Source organism: Bacillus sp. B1-b2 (genome assembly GCF_009183415.1).
In the GTDB taxonomy this organism is placed as follows: Bacteria; Bacillota; Bacilli; order Bacillales; family Cytobacillaceae; genus Niallia.
Map to the genome: position 1 here is coordinate 16,752 of NZ_WEHU01000019.1, position 15,378 is coordinate 32,129.

At 34.7% G+C, this 15,378-nt stretch carries 15 protein-coding genes; 4 read left to right on the forward strand and 11 right to left on the reverse strand.

All coding sequences use genetic code 11. The features are described 5' to 3' along the window. Nucleotides 1-61: 61 nt before the first annotated feature. Entirely contained in the window at nucleotides 62-2,227 is a 2,166-nt protein-coding gene (pilM, locus tag F9279_RS16995; RefSeq protein WP_152115201.1) for a cell division protein FtsA, read from the forward strand. A gap of 34 nt (nucleotides 2,228-2,261) precedes the next feature. Here pilM and ytxJ read toward each other — a convergent pair whose 3' ends face one another. From ytxJ to F9279_RS17010, 3 genes are read right to left on the reverse strand one after another with little or no spacing between them, the layout of a single operon-like run. Further along, a complete protein-coding gene (gene ytxJ / locus F9279_RS17000) occupies nucleotides 2,262-2,591 on the reverse strand; it encodes a bacillithiol system redox-active protein YtxJ (protein WP_152115203.1) in 330 nt (109 codons plus the stop codon). 26 nt (nucleotides 2,592-2,617) lie between these two features. Continuing rightward, on the reverse strand, nucleotides 2,618-3,085 hold the full coding sequence (locus F9279_RS17005) for a YtxH domain-containing protein (RefSeq protein WP_152115205.1): 468 nt from the start codon (nucleotides 3,083-3,085) through the stop codon (nucleotides 2,618-2,620). Between the two features lie 25 nt (nucleotides 3,086-3,110). Then, nucleotides 3,111-3,545: a DUF948 domain-containing protein gene (locus tag F9279_RS17010; RefSeq protein ID WP_152115207.1), complete on the reverse strand. Its 435-nt coding sequence runs from the start codon at nucleotides 3,543-3,545 to the stop codon at nucleotides 3,111-3,113. Nucleotides 3,546-3,799: 254 nt separating this feature from the next. Here F9279_RS17010 and F9279_RS17015 point away from each other — a divergent pair, with 254 nt between their 5' ends. After that, on the forward strand, nucleotides 3,800-4,915 hold the full coding sequence (locus F9279_RS17015; protein WP_152115209.1) for an aminopeptidase: 1,116 nt from the start codon (nucleotides 3,800-3,802) through the stop codon (nucleotides 4,913-4,915). 105 nt (nucleotides 4,916-5,020) lie between these two features. Here the strand turns inward: F9279_RS17015 and murC are convergent, their stop codons facing one another. The 6 genes from murC to F9279_RS17045 all read right to left on the reverse strand — a co-directional run bounded on the left by murC (nucleotide 5,021) and on the right by F9279_RS17045 (nucleotide 12,376). Continuing rightward, on the reverse strand, nucleotides 5,021-6,322 hold the full coding sequence (gene murC, locus F9279_RS17020; RefSeq protein ID WP_152115211.1) for a UDP-N-acetylmuramate--L-alanine ligase: 1,302 nt from the start codon (nucleotides 6,320-6,322) through the stop codon (nucleotides 5,021-5,023). A 228-nt stretch (nucleotides 6,323-6,550) separates the two neighbouring features. Then, nucleotides 6,551-9,052, reverse strand: coding sequence for a DNA translocase FtsK (locus tag F9279_RS17025; protein WP_226793660.1), 2,502 nt, complete (start codon nucleotides 9,050-9,052; stop codon nucleotides 6,551-6,553). A 262-nt stretch (nucleotides 9,053-9,314) separates the two neighbouring features. Further along, on the reverse strand, nucleotides 9,315-10,115 hold the full coding sequence (locus F9279_RS17030) for a DUF1444 domain-containing protein (protein ID WP_152115322.1): 801 nt from the start codon (nucleotides 10,113-10,115) through the stop codon (nucleotides 9,315-9,317). 177 nt (nucleotides 10,116-10,292) lie between these two features. Further along, nucleotides 10,293-10,607: a thioredoxin family protein gene (locus tag F9279_RS17035; protein ID WP_152115212.1), complete on the reverse strand. Its 315-nt coding sequence runs from the start codon at nucleotides 10,605-10,607 to the stop codon at nucleotides 10,293-10,295. Nucleotides 10,608-10,711: 104 nt separating this feature from the next. Next, complete coding sequence (locus tag F9279_RS17040; RefSeq protein ID WP_152115214.1) at nucleotides 10,712-11,230, reverse strand: DUF84 family protein; 519 nt, start codon at nucleotides 11,228-11,230, stop codon at nucleotides 10,712-10,714. A 72-nt stretch (nucleotides 11,231-11,302) separates the two neighbouring features. Then, nucleotides 11,303-12,376 carry a M42 family metallopeptidase gene (locus F9279_RS17045; RefSeq protein ID WP_152115217.1) on the reverse strand — a complete coding sequence of 358 codons (1,074 nt, stop codon included), beginning with the start codon at nucleotides 12,374-12,376 and terminating at the stop codon, nucleotides 11,303-11,305. 271 nt (nucleotides 12,377-12,647) lie between these two features. Here F9279_RS17045 and F9279_RS17050 point away from each other — a divergent pair, with 271 nt between their 5' ends. Then, nucleotides 12,648-12,962, forward strand: coding sequence for a hypothetical protein (locus tag F9279_RS17050; RefSeq protein WP_152115219.1), 315 nt, complete (start codon nucleotides 12,648-12,650; stop codon nucleotides 12,960-12,962). Between the two features lie 53 nt (nucleotides 12,963-13,015). On the opposite strand, the gene trmB is transcribed toward F9279_RS17050, so the two are convergent. Then, entirely contained in the window at nucleotides 13,016-13,654 is a 639-nt protein-coding gene (gene trmB, locus F9279_RS17055; RefSeq protein ID WP_152115221.1) for a tRNA (guanosine(46)-N7)-methyltransferase TrmB, read from the reverse strand. Nucleotides 13,655-13,971: 317 nt separating this feature from the next. Here trmB and F9279_RS17060 point away from each other — a divergent pair, with 317 nt between their 5' ends. Continuing rightward, nucleotides 13,972-14,250, forward strand: coding sequence for a YtzH-like family protein (locus F9279_RS17060; RefSeq protein WP_152115223.1), 279 nt, complete (start codon nucleotides 13,972-13,974; stop codon nucleotides 14,248-14,250). A gap of 8 nt (nucleotides 14,251-14,258) precedes the next feature. Here the strand turns inward: F9279_RS17060 and F9279_RS17065 are convergent, their stop codons facing one another. After that, nucleotides 14,259-15,032: a phosphotransferase family protein gene (locus tag F9279_RS17065; RefSeq protein WP_152115225.1), complete on the reverse strand. Its 774-nt coding sequence runs from the start codon at nucleotides 15,030-15,032 to the stop codon at nucleotides 14,259-14,261. Nucleotides 15,033-15,378: the final 346 nt, after the last annotated feature.

Here is a 15,378-nt window from a genome sequence, read left to right on the forward strand (position 1 = left end):
GTATTTGATTTTATTAAAATGTTCATACTATTAAATAGTAAAAGAGAAGGTGTTATATTTCATGCCAGATAATGAAAAATTATTTGCCTTAGATATTGGAACTCGTTCTGTTGTAGGAATTATCCTTGAAAAAAAAGGGGCAATATATCAAGTTTTAGATTTAATTTCCAGAGAACATACAGAGCGTGCCATGTTAGATGGACAAATTCATGATGTATTAGCTGTATCTAAGATTATAAAAACAGTTAAAAATGAATTAGAGCAAAAGCATGGACCTTTAAAAAAAGTAAGTGTAGCAGCTGCAGGACGAGCGCTAAAAACAGAAAGTGCTGCCTATTCCATAGAGATTGAAACCAAACCATTAATTACGAAGGAAGATATTCTACATATGGAGCTTGCCGCTGTCCAAAACGCCCAAAGCTCTGTTGCTAATAAGTATAATCAAGAGAAGAGTCAATATTATTATTGTGTAGGATACTCTGTATTACGTTATATGTTAGATGAACAAGAAATGGGTAGCTTAATCGATCAACAAGGATCTATTGCAAGGGTGGAGATTATCGCCACGTTCCTTCCTAAAGTAGTAGTGGAATCCTTGATTGCGGCATTAGATCGAGCTGATTTAGAGATGCAAGCACTAACGTTAGAACCAATAGCAGCAATTAATGTTCTAATTCCACCTTCTATGAGACGATTAAATGTCGCATTAGTAGATATTGGTGCAGGTACTTCTGACATAGCGATTACAGATTTAGGAACGGTTATCGCATATGGGATGGTTCCTGTAGCAGGAGATGAAATTACAGAGGCCATAAGCGATTCCTATCTTCTTGATTTTCCTTTAGCAGAAAAGGCAAAAATTCAATTGTCTCAAGAAGAAAAAATATCCGTATCAGATATACTAGGTTTTACAACAGAGTTAAATAGAGCGGATGTTATCAAGGAAATTGAACCATCTCTCGATAAATTAGCTGATACCATTTGTCGAGAAATTCTCACTCTAAATAATCACAAGCCACCAAAGGCTGTCATGCTGGTTGGTGGGGGAAGCCAAACTCCCGACTTACAGTTAAAAATTGCCGAAATGCTCAATTTACCATCTAACCGTGTAGCCATTCGAGGAATAAATGCGATTAGTAATCTAGAGCTACCTGATTCACTAGAAAATCAACCTGAATTAGTTACACCAATTGGTATTGCCATAACAGCAGGCGATTCACCAGTACAATATAAAACAGTCTATGTGAATGATCAGCCTATCAGACTTTTTGAAGTAAACACATTAACGGTCGGTGATTGTATTCTAGCATCTAGTATCAAAGTCAACCAATTATATGGGAAACCTGGAAATGCCATGATTATTACACTAAATAACCAAAAAATAACCATACCGGGAAGTCATGGTGAAGGACCTACTATACTTAAAAACAATCAACCTATTTCATTAGATGATCCTATAGACAATGGCGAAATTCTGACTGTTACGTGCGGGCAAAATGGAAAACAAGCAAAAGTACAAATTAAAGATCTTATAGATGTAACTCCAACTAAAGTTATTACAATAAACAATAAAGAATATACCATTCAGGCAAAAATTCTAAGTAATGGTGTAGCAGTTTCACCAAATCATTGGATAGAGGATAGAGATTCGATCATTTATAAGCAAGACAATACGATAGAGGAAGTATTAATCCATCTAAACTTACAGAATTACATGAGTGAATTACATCCTTTTCAAGTTACCATAAATGGAAAGGAAACCATTATTCCAGCTTTTTCTGGAAAAATTACAAAAAACGGAATTCCTGCTAGGTTAAATCATCTCATTGAGCATAACGATCAAATTATTTTAGAAAAAAGAAAACTCCCAACTGTACAAGAACTTGCTGAAAGAAAACAACTGTTATTGTACCAGGTATTGCCTGTTACGTTTAATGGTAAGAAAATAACACTGTCTAAACAGCTTGCTCAAATACAAAGAAAAGGGATTACCCTTGATCCGAATGAACTTATTTATTATCAGGATGATATAAACATTACACAGAAGCCATTTGAAGGCTTTCTATTCCAAGACCTATTTGCCTATGTAAAAATTGATTTACCTAAACATAATGGCGGTTCCTTTGAGCTTATGCGTAATGGAGAAAAGGCTTCTTTCCTAACTCCTTTAAGCAAGGGAGATCAATTGTCCATTATTTGGCCAGTTCATTCTGAAAAAAATCATTAAAAAAACTAACCAGAATTTATTCTGGCTAGTTTTTTTATACATTACTTTGAACTGCTTCTTTCAAAGCTTTCACTGTTATCTTGCCATGTGAAGCATTCCAAAGTACTTCATTATTAGAGAAAAATAAAGCTTGTGGAGATTCATGTCGAATATGGTAAGTCTCAGCTATATAATTAGATAGTGGTCTAGCATCTTGTACTGCTAGATAATATGTATCCACATTTGCCTCATTGTCCACATACTGCTTATACTCATTAAAAGCAGAACCACTAATAGGACAAGTTAAACTATGTTTAACCAGTAAAAACGGCTTATTTTCGCCAACAATCTTTTCAAATTGTTCTACCGAATCAATTTTTATCATATACACTTTCCCCTCACTTCATCTTCTTATGCATTATATTTACTTTCAGTCTCATCAAAAGCACGCTTTGTTTCTTCTAGCTTTTGTTGAATTTCATCCATTTCCTTATTCGTTAAACTAATACCAGTATTTTGTTTCTCACTTACTTCTTCTGACGAATGATTAGCTGAAGGAATATTTGTAACAGTACTTTTTACTTTATCTTTTAAATCAACCGATGATTGTGTCACAGCATGACTAAGTTGTTCTGTTTTATCTTTCGCAATAGAGATAAATTCATTTCCTCTATCTTTCACAGATCCTGTTAATTCTACTCCCTTTTGCTTTAAAACACTTGCATGATCATTTAAGTCATGTAGAAGCTCTTTACCAGGCTTCGGCGCTAGAAAAAGGGCAGTCGCTGCTCCCACAACTCCACCTATAATTGCTCCTAAAACAAAATCCTTAGAACTTGAATTATTTTGAGAATGAATAACCTCTTGTTCTCTTTTCATAAAAAATCCCTCCAGATATTTTAGTTTAGCCTCTTACTTTTGCTTGTTCCTTCTTTCTATTTGCCCACTGATCTCTAATACTCATAAAGATTTTGCTATATTGAACAACTTGAGCAATTTTATCCTGATTCTTTACAAGAGAACTCTCTACATTTTGAGAAACGGACTGGATAGAATCGTTAAAACCTTGAATACTTGTACCAACACCTTTAACTGCATCTACAACTGTATTAAGGCTTTCCGATTTAGTTTGAATATCTGTTGCCAAATCATTTGTTTTTTGTAAAAGAATAGTTGTCTCACGAGTTACTCCATCCAACTGCTTTTCTAAGCCAACTAGCGTCTTAGAGACACTATCTAACGTAATATGTAGTGATTTTAATGTTTTCGCTAAATATAAAACCAGAATAGTAAATGCGATTGCAATTAAAGCTACACTCCAATATAAAACACTAATCATCGTACACGCACCTCCGCTTTTTATTCCTTTTTCCCAACTCAGTAGCTGATGAAACCTAATATCCATTATAATTGGAAAAACATTTAGAAACAAATGATTGAATAACTTCCCCCTTATCTATTATCACTTTTGCACATTTCACTTAAAAAAGAACAAAATTCAGCATATCTTATCCTAATATTTAAGAAAATTCATTTTTCGGGTACAATAGATAAGGATATTCTTTTGAATGAATACAACTATTGGAGGTACATATGAAAGATCCACGTATTGATCAGCTAGCCAAAAATTTAATTAATTATTCTATTCGTCTCCAAAAAGGCGAAAAAGTTCTGATTGAAAACTTCGGTCTTCAAAAAGAACTAGTTAAAGCACTAGTAAGAGAAGCATATGCTGTTGGAGGCTACCCTTTTGTTTCACTAAAGGATAATGATGTTAACCGTTCTCTTTTATTAGGTGCTAATGAAGAACAATACTCTATGATGGCTGAATTTGAAGCAAATGTCATGAGTAAAATGGATGCTTATATCGGATTACGTGCAGGGGATAATATTAATGAACTTGCGGATGTTCCTGCTGAGAAAATGAAAATTGAAGGATCAACAGTAGGCAAGAAAGTACACAGAGACATTCGTGTGCCAAAAACTAGATGGGTTGTTCTTCGCTATCCAAGTGCTTCTATGGCACAGTTAGCAAAAATGAGTACAGATGCATTTGAAGACTTTTACTTCAATGTATGTAATTTAGATTATGGAAAAATGGACAAAGCAATGGATAATCTAGTAGAGCTCATGAATCGCACAGATAAAGTTCACATTATAGGACCTGGTACAGATTTAAGCTTCTCTATTAAAGATATTCCTGCTATCAAATGTTCAGGACAGATGAATATACCTGATGGAGAAGTATACACAGCACCAGTACGCGATTCTGTTAATGGTACTTTAACCTATAATACACCATCTCCCTACCAAGGATTTACTTTTGAAAATGTTAGCTTAACATTCGAAAATGGAAAGATTGTCAAAGCAACAGCAAATGATACAGAACGTTTAAATAAAGTATTGGACACAGATGAAGGTGCTCGTTTTATTGGCGAATTTGCAATAGGTGTAAATCCATATATTCTACACCCTATGCAAGATATTCTTTTTGATGAGAAAATAGATGGAAGCTTCCATTTCACACCAGGTCAATGCTATGATGAAGCATTTAATGGAAACCATTCTAATATTCATTGGGATATGGTAAATATTCAAAGACCAGATTACGGCGGTGGAGAAATATACTTTGATGATGTGTTAATTCGAAAAGACGGACTGTTTGTATTAGAAGAACTATATTCTTTAAATCCAGACAACCTAAAATAATAAATTCCCATTACAATTAGCTTCATATAAAAAGCTGTAAGCTACACTCATAAAGAAAGGAGCAGCTTACAGCTTTTATTAGGATTTCTATATAGAAGTCCTTTTTTATTGTTTTAAAGATGCCTCATAAGCACTTTGAAATTTTTGAATATCTCCAGCACCCATAAAAAGAATAACACTATCTTTGTGTTCTTTAAGAGAAGCAATACTTTCTTCCGTAACAATTTTACTACCTGGAATTTTCTCCGCAAGGTCTTCAATGCTTAACTTTCCATGATTCTCCCTGGCTGATCCAAAGATTTCGCATAAATAGGCTGAATCAGCAAGATTTAAACTATCTGCGAATTCTTGAAGAAATGTTTGCGTACGTGAAAAAGTATGTGGCTGAAATACAGCAACAATTTCTCTTTCAGGGTATTTTTGACGTGCCGCTTCAACAGTTGCCTTTATTTCGGTAGGATGATGCGCATAGTCATCTATAATAACTTGTGATCCTATGGATTTCTCGGAAAACCGTCTTTTTACACCTTCAAACGTCAACAGATTTTCCTTAACAATCTCTGCATCTAATTCTTCATAATGACTCAATGCAATGACAGATAATGCATTTAATATGTTATGATTTCCATATGATGGAATAGAAAATGTATCATAGTAGGTATTACGAACATATACTTCAAAGGTTGTTCCTTCTGTTGTTTTTTCTACATTTCTAGCTTGGAAATCATTCTCATCATCAAATCCGTAGAAAACAACTGGAACTTTTGCTTGAATTTTTTGTAAATGTTCATCATCCCCACAAGCAAATATCCCTTTGTTCACTTGCCATGCCATTTCTTGGAATGCTTGAAAAACATCCTCCACATTTGCGAAATAATCTGGGTGATCAAAATCAATATTTGTCATAATAGCATAATCCGGGAAATAGGAAAGAAAATGTCTTCTATATTCACAAGCCTCGAATGCAAAATATTCTGCTTCTGCAACGCCTCTTCCTGTTCCATCTCCTATTAGATAGGCTGTTGGTTTTGCCGCTTTTATAACATGAGAAAGCAAACCAGTTGTGGAAGTTTTACCATGTGCCCCAGTAACTGCGATACTTGTAAATTGTTTCATAAAGTCTCCCAGAAAACGATGATAACGTACTACAGGTAAACCTAATTTCATCGCTTCCTGAACTTCCTCATGCGTATCTGGAAATGCATTTCCTAGTATAATATTCATCCCTGGTTTAATGTTTTCTTTTTGAAATGGGAGGATTTCAATACCGGATTGCTCTAAAGCAACTTGCGTAAAAAATCTTTTATCCACATCTGATCCTTGAACTTGTAAACCCATATCATGTAAAATTTGTGCTAATGCACTCATGCCCGACCCTTTTATACCTACGAAGTGGTAAATAGTCATATAAAGAACCTCCAACTATCGTATATCTTTTAACAGTATATGATATCTTCCTTAATTTTGCTCATTGCATTTTATGTATGCAATAAACATCACTTTTTACGTTTAATAACGAATTTCCATGGTTACTATTTTTACCTTTTAAACTCACATTAAATCATTATATCATCTTTTATTAGGAAAGACTATGCTCCAATTACTTTCCAATGTATGACAGAAACAATAAATATATCATTCATTTTCTTGTAATTGTAATAAGTCATTTTCGCTAATAAAAACTTCTCTCGGTTTTGTTCCTCTTGCTTCTGAAATATATCCTTGTTTCTCCATCATATCCATGAGTCTTGCTGCACGGTTATACCCTATTTTAAAGTTTCTTTGAAGACTGGAAGTAGAAGCACCGCCTTGCTCAATAACAAATTCACAGGCTTCAAAAAACAATTCATCTTCTTCTTCAGAAGTTTGTACTTTTTTTAGAATCTCTTCTTGTTCAAATAGGTATTCAGGTGTTCGCTCTTTCCTTACATGTGCTACCACTAAGTCTATCTCTTCGTCTGCAACAAAGGTTCCTTGCAATCGAACTGGCTTTGATGTTCCATTTTCTAAAAATAGCATGTCACCTTTGCCTAGTAGCTTTTCTGCTCCACTCATATCAATGACCGTTCTAGAATCAATTTGAGAGGAGACAGAGAAAGCAATTCTTGTTGGTACATTTGCTTTTATTAAACCAGTAATAACATCAACAGAAGGGCGCTGTGTAGCAATTAATAGATGAATACCACATGCCCTTGCTTTTTGTGCAATTCGACTGATAGCCTCTTCCACATCCGCAGGAGCCATCATCATTAAATCTGCTAACTCATCTATAATAATGACAAGGTACGGTAGTTTATGACTATACCTTTTATGGTCTTCTGCCAACTGGTTATATTTAGTTATGTCTCTAGCACCAGCATGTGCTAATAATTCATATCTTCTTTCCATTTCTTCTACAGCCCATTTTAATGCTGCTGTAGCTGTCTTTACGTCTGTAATAACAGGACTAGCTAAATGAGGAATATAATTATAAGGTGCAAGTTCTACCATTTTAGGATCAATTAGTAGAAGCTTTAACTCCTCTGGATTTGCCTTGTATAAAAGACTAACTAGCATTGTATTAATACACACACTTTTACCAGAACCCGTTGCACCCGCAATTAAACCATGCGGCATCTTCCTTAAATCTGTTACGATTGGTTTACCAGATATATCCAAACCCATTGCTACAGTTAATGGAGAAGTAGACTCCATAAATTCTGGACTTTCTAGAATCTCTCGCAATAACACTGGTCTACTTGCTTGATTTGGTACTTCTATTCCTACTGTATGTTTACCAGGTATAGGTGCCTCAATTCGAATGTCCTTAGCAGCTAAGCTTAATTTAAGATCGTCTGTTAAATTTGTTATCTTACTTACCTTTACTCCTGGTTCAGGCTGCACTTCATATCTAGTCACAGAAGGCCCCTGTGTCACATTTACTACTTTTGCATGCACATTGAAGTTAATGAATGTATCATTTAATAGAGCTGTTTGTTCATCAATCCAATGATCGTTTTCACTTACCATGATTGGCGGGTGTAACAAACGAATATCTGGAAATGCATAATATGGAACATCAGCTAGTTCATCCTGCTGCTCATCATTATTACGATAGTCCACTATCTCTTCTTCCAAATTTACGGTAGGGATTCGGTCTGACTTTTGATGCCCCTTGTTTGCAAGTGACTGGCGATCTTTATGTAGCATGAGTACATTAAATGGTAAAGGTCCTCTTTTTCTTGAAGCTTGATTATCCGCCTCTTTGTTGCTATCACCAAATAACGGGATTTCCTCCTCTGTTTCTTGCTCTGTTTCTTCCATCGTTTCTATGTCTATTTCTTCTGTTTCTGCTATTGTTTCGGTCGGATAAATCTTAACAGAAGCCTCCTGTACATCTTCATCTGTATTATTAAAAGGCTGTATTATCGCTTCTATTAAAAGACTTTCTGAATGAAAAGCTACCATTTCCTCCTCCAGAGAACTGGTTTCTTCGTTCTTTATAAAATCGCTTATTTCTGTTGGCTCTTCCATTCCCTTTTCCAACTCAATAGAATGCATACTCTTTTGCAAGCTTTCATGAACAACAAACTCTTCTGATACCTCAGGAATTAATAAATCCCGTTTTTCAGGTTTAGGTATTATGGTAGAAGTAACAGTAGGATCTTTCATTTCATAAGAAGATTCTTCTTGTAATTCTTTCGGATCTAATTCTTTCGATTCGTTTGCTAATTTCGGACGATTATAGCCGTATATTGGTGATATTGTTTCAGAAGGCTTAAATGGCCGTTTAGATTTGTATGTATGATCAGGTGGATCTATTTTTGTCGGTTTAGTCTGATTTTCTACAGAAGGTTGAGGTGGAATATTAGTGTTCCTATTTTTCTTTCTTGTCCTTCCTTCTCTAGCTTGACTTCCCTGCCCATTGTTTTGATTTTCTATTGGTGTTTCTTTCTTATCATATTCATCAGGTATTAAAGGAAAACGGAATTTACCCTTAGGATATTGGTAGATTACTTTCGATTCTACCTCTTTTCTCCATTCTTTATGTGGGTCAGATTCTTGTATGAAATCACTTTCTTGCCCTAGATGTTCAGTTTGGTTCATCTCCACTTCTTCTTTACCCATTTGCTTAAATACTTTTTTGAACCAATTCACAATCTATCACTCTTTCTTTCCAATCTCTATCTTATTTTAACAGTAAATAAAAGAATTTCGAGAATTATTTTATAAACTATTCCTGCATACCCGTTTTTAAAGGAAATGAAACAAAAAAAGAGAAACTCTAATGAGAGAAACTCTTTCCTCCTACTAAGCAACTCTTTATATTTGGTACATTGTAATATAAATATATCTCAATTAAATGTCAGCTATAAGATATTATCATGACGTTTGTATTTCTAGAATAATAGATAACACATTATTTCTCGCGCTTTTTGTTTTTACCTAAAATAAATATTGGCTCTAGCTGACCTTCTTCATATAGAAAAGATAACGCGGTTATTGGTACTCTTCCGCTAGCAAAGAAGCTCATTGTCATTTGTGCTAGAATATCATAGCCTGTCTCGTTTACCACATCTGCAATAATTAATACATCTTGATGCGGCACTGCTACTGCCATTGTTCCTTCCAAACTCTCATTCATATTTTTTAAGAAGTTATCATTTAGCACTCTACTTGCATCATACCCATCATTACTATTTAGAAAGTAGAAGGTATTTCCTGCGACACTATCCTTCTTCATACTGGTTGAAAGTGATCTAACATTAAACAAAGCCATTTCTTTTATTATTTGAGGAGTCCAATTCTCTTGCTGCATTATTTTTTCGTCAATAAGACGATAGGTATTTCCTAAGTCTAATGCAAAATATATTCTCGTTTCCGCAGTATGATCTTCTGTAATAAAAGGAATCTCTTCATTAGACGCTATAGGAAAAGAAGTTGAACGGATAACTGGATATATTTTGTTCGACTCTGCCTCAATGGAACAATCTTTATCGATCGCTTTTAGGCCTTCCTCTATATAGTAAACCATTTCATCTATTGCTTTTTCCTTTTCATTCTCCCATCTCGCAATTATACCTGGTAACGTAATGGTGACTCCCTTTTTTGTTTGTTTACTCTCAATTCTTAATTGATCTTTTTTCTTGTCAAATGTAAACGAACGATCTTCATTACTAAGGCGTTTTACCAGAATATCTTTCATTTGCTTACTATCCATTTTCATGATTTCACTTCCCTTACTCTTGGTTGGTTTCGTTCAAGTCCAAGACTACTTTCTTATTATACCGATATCTTGCTTTAATACAAAACAGAATGACATAAGTAAAAAAGGCTATCGCCTAAAAAGGGGGAGCAAAACTCCACAACCTTTATTTTGGAGATAACCTTTTTACTTTCATAGTCCATCGATAAATTGTTCGATTTCCTCTTGTGTTTTACGATCCTTGCTAACAAACCTGCCTAGTTCTACTCCATTCTCAAATCCTATAAAGCTTGGAATACCGAAAACATCTAATTCAATACAAGTATCAATAAATTTATCTCTATCCACATGTATAAAAGTATAATTATGGTACTTTTCTTCTATCTCAGGCATAAAGGGCTCTATAAAGCGACAATCTCCACACCAATTGGCCGAGAATAAAAAGATATGTTTTTTAGGACTGTTTTTTAATTCAGAGAACTCCTCTGTTGTTTGTAAATCTCTCACTATAAACCCTCCTTAAGGAATCAGATACTTTCTTATGATAGTATCAAAATTACCAGCTATACACTAGTTATTTGCTTTTTGTTTCTCATTCATGTAGCTTTCCATTAAACTTCCTTCTTCTTACATTCATATTGACCAATTAATAATTCCATAACATGCTGAAACATAGAAGCTCGATTCACTCGTTGATTAGTAAAGATTCCTATTGCTCCTTCCTTATGACGAACATTTTTTTTATTAGCATATTCATCCATAATTGGCCCGAGCTCTCTTCCAGCTGCTAATTCACGTTGCACCTCTTTTGGTAAAGGAATTCTCGCTCCACCCGCCACAAGCACCTCACCACTTTTCAAAGCCAATGCTCCCCAATTACATAAAAACATCTCTTTATTGATTAGCTGCACTCCCCCTTCTAACCCTATTCCTATGTCACCATTTCCAGTAATTAAAGCAGCTCTTGCCCTATTAATAGCACCAGCTAACGTCTCCTCATCAGAAAACGGTTGATTACTTACACCTGAAGAAACATCCCATTCGGTAAACTCTATTTCTGATTCCTCTTTAAATCCATTAAGTACTGCTTGGATTTTAGCTTTATTATGTGTTCCTATACAGACTCTCATTGTTATCCCCTTCTACTTTTACTAAAAAAGATATCTCAAAAGCTACATGTAGTTTTGAGATACCTTCCTATATTATTGATTTTCTCTTAGGGTTTCGATCGTTGTTTTATCCGTTGTTCTTACCAATTGTGTAACTAATTCCTTAGCTGCTGCATAATCATCAATATGAATAATAGAGGCACTTGTATGAATATAGCGAGAACAAATACCGATTACAGCACTTGGCACACCTTCGTTAGAAATGTGAACCTGCCCAGCATCTGTACCACCTGGAGAGATAAAATATTGATAAGGTATTTTGTTTGATTCTGCCGTATCTAAAATAAACTCTCTCATTCCTCGGTGTGTGACCATTGTTCGATCAAAAATACGGAGCAATGCTCCATTTCCAAGCTGACCAAATTGATTTTTATCTCCAGAAGCATCATTTGCAGGACTCGCATCTAACGCATAAAACACATCTGGTTTAATCAGATTAGCTGCTGTTCTTGCCCCTCTTAAACCTACTTCTTCTTGTACGGTTGCACCAGAATATAATGTGTTTGGTAATTCTTCACTATGCAATTCCTTTAATAGCTCGATAGCAAGGCCACATCCATAACGATTATCCCAAGCCTTTGCCATAATTTTCTTCGGGTTAGCTAAAGGAGTAAATGGGCATATAGGAACAATTGGTTGACCAGGCTTAATTCCGATAGAAATAGCATCCTCCTTATCATCTGCTCCAATATCAATAAGCATGTTCTTAATATCCATAGGCTTATTACGAACCGCTTCATCTAATAGATGTGGTGGAATAGATCCAATTACTCCTGTGATTGGACCATTTTTTGTCATAATCTGTACTCTTTGAGCAAGCAGAACCTGGCTCCACCAACCGCCTAGTGGCTGAAAGCGAATCATACCATTCGCAGTAATAGATGTAACCATAAAACCAACCTCATCCATATGACCAGCTACCATTACTGTTGGGCCAGCCTCTAAACCTCGCTTTACGCCAAAAATACTGCCTAAATTATCTTGAACAATTTCATCCGTATATAAGCTTAATTGCTCTCTCATAAATTTTCTTACATCATGCTCGTTTCCTGCTACACCTGGTAATTCTGTTAATGTACGAAATAAATCCAACGTTTGTTGTTCCATATATTTAAAACTCCTTTAAAGAATATGTATTCTTGCATAATATTTATTGTACCGAAATATGTGGTTGCATACCACTACTTTCCCTCTTGCAGATATAATAGTATTCTATTCCGACTTTTTCTAAATTAGAGAATTGGTTATAATAAAGAGAATGTATTATTTGGAAAGATGACGTATACAGAGGAAGTTTACTCACATTTTTACAATCGTTCATTTGAGTTATTTATTCTTTGACTATAGAATGACGATTATTCAAAAGGAGCTAATGATCATGAGTTGGAAATCAATTATTACAGGAGTTGCAGTAGGGGTGGCAGCTAGTTATGTAGCATTAAAAGCTATTTCAAGAAATCGTTCCTTAACCAGTGATGATATATTACATATTGCTAGAGTAGCTTTTAAAGAGCAAGGCCCCATAAATGGATCATGGATAAACATGAAAAAGGAAACTCTTTTAACTCCTGATCAGACCTATCATGTTTACCGAGGTGGAATTACAAGAATGAATGGGTCTGTTAAAGAAGTATATGAGTTTGTATCAGATAGTACTACAGGAAGAATTTTAGACGTAAATAAAATTTCATAAACCAAAAAACACCTCTGATTGATAGAGTATTACTAATCAGAGGTGTCGCCTTTTTACTTAAATTGTACTTCACAACGGTATATTCTATTTCCTCTTTCAGAGAATTTCTCTTCATATTCTGTCATAATATTGCCTTCATAATTACTATTATGCAAATCAAGACTAACATACTTTAAAAGCATGCCATATGCAGAAAAACTCTGTAAAGAATATTCAAATAAACCTTGGTTATCTGTTTTAAAATGGATTTCTCCTTTATCCTCTAAAACAGATTGGTAAGAATCTAAGAAGGTTTTATACGTTAATCTTCTTTTTTCATGTCTTGTTTTTGGCCATGGATCAGAGAAGTTTAAATATACTCGATTAATTTCCCCTTTTTCGAAATAATCGGTTAGCTTCTCCGCATTCATATTCATTAATTTCAAGTTTGGTACATCAGCCTCAATTAATCGATCAAGAGCAGATACAATGACACTTTCTTGTAATTCTACCCCAATATAATTGATCATTGGGTTAGCTTTAGCCATTTCTGTTATAAAACGACCTTTTCCAGTACCAATTTCTATATGAATAGGACCATTATTTTTAAAGGCTTGGTCCCATTTACCTTTCCAATCTTCTGGGTTGTGGACAACAAACTCTGGATGAGACTCTAATTTGTCCTTAGCCCACGGTTTATGTCTTAATCGCATGTGGACACTCCTTTTTAAACTTACTATCGTTCAAACAATACCATGCATAGCTTGACCGTGCAATACTATTTTGCTGGGAAAAAGATAGACTCGTTTTCACCATTTACTCTTTATAACAGTGTATAAAACCAGTTTTCCGTGAGTTAACACGGTATAATCACCCATTTTACATGTAAGGATAATTTTACATTCCACTTAGCTGAATAAAGCAAAAAAAGAATTCACAAGCTATAAGTGAATTCCTTAATTGGTATTTGGAAGGATTTCAACTTGCGTCATCCATTTCCTAATAGGACCTATAGAAAGGGTGTTCAATAATGCCATTGAATCAAGAGCATCAATTAGCTTTACTTACTGATATATTATCTAATCAACAAACAGATTGCTGTGGCTCTGTTTCTGAGTGTGAACAAGTGCAAAGATTGATTACCTCACTAAGGACTAATGGTCAGCTTGATCAAAATATCCTTCCAATCTTAGAGGAAATTAACCGTTACAGTGAACAAGGTATACAAGCTTCTAATCTGGATCAGCATATTCATTCCCACCAAGATCAATTAACACAATGGGTAGATGGAATCACCCATCTTTCCTAATGTGACTGTTAATCCATATCATGCAAGAATTGAAGCCATCTATCTCTTTCACTGTAGCGGCCTTTTTTCTTATACCAACGAATGGAATTAATGGTTTGTGCAATAACATACCATTTCATTCTTAGAGCTAAATTGTTTGTTAACTCATAGCCGTACGTATGTAGCCAATTTTGCCATTCTTCTTTAGGGATATACCAATACAGCAACATTCCTATGTCGATGGCAGGATCCGCTATCATAGCACCATCCCAATCAATTAAGTACAACTGGTTGTCTTCTGAAAGCAACCAGTTGTTATGGTTGACATCACAATGACAAACTACATGTTCATCTGTCTTAACAGACGAAAGATTTTCCTCCATAAAACGGATAGAATCCATAATATCTTTATTAGATTTCAATTCATCATCTAATTCTGCTTTAATAACTGCTAAAATCATTTCTGGATGAAAGGATGTTTTCCCTAGCCTTCTTAGCATCTCTAGGAGAGGCTTTGAAGTATGGATTTTCTTTAGTAACATGGTTACTCGATTATCTTTCATATCAGAATGGCCAAACTCCCTACCAATTAGCCATTGTTGGGCAGTAAAGACATCTCCGTTTTCAAATCGTTTTGTCCAAACAAGTTTTGGGACAATACCTTCTGCAGATAAAACAGCTAAAAACGGAGAGGAATTTCTTTTCAGAAAAAGCTTTTGTCCGTTATTCTGTGCAAAGAAAGCTTCGCCTGTTTCTCCACCTGCAGGGGTTATCTCCCAATCTTGCCCTAATAAATGTTCCAAAATTGTTCACCTACTATATATTATGCTCCAAAAAAAAGATGAAAAATTCCTGTTTGAGTCTTTTTTGTCCTAATTTGGTAGGAAGAACAAACAAAAATGGTTATCAGTAATTCAATCCTTTTTGTCCCGATCTTAACGTTCATAAAAAATATAAGTAACTGGTAAGTGCAATACATTATTACAACAAGCAACCAGTATTTTTTTGTTATAAAAAGAAAAGTACATAGTATATAGATAATAATACTATGTATCCATGATTTCCTTCGTTATATGAACTTTTAATTTCCTCCCATATAATAATGGAAAGTTACTCATTAAATATTATCTCTTATTTCATTTTTTAGTC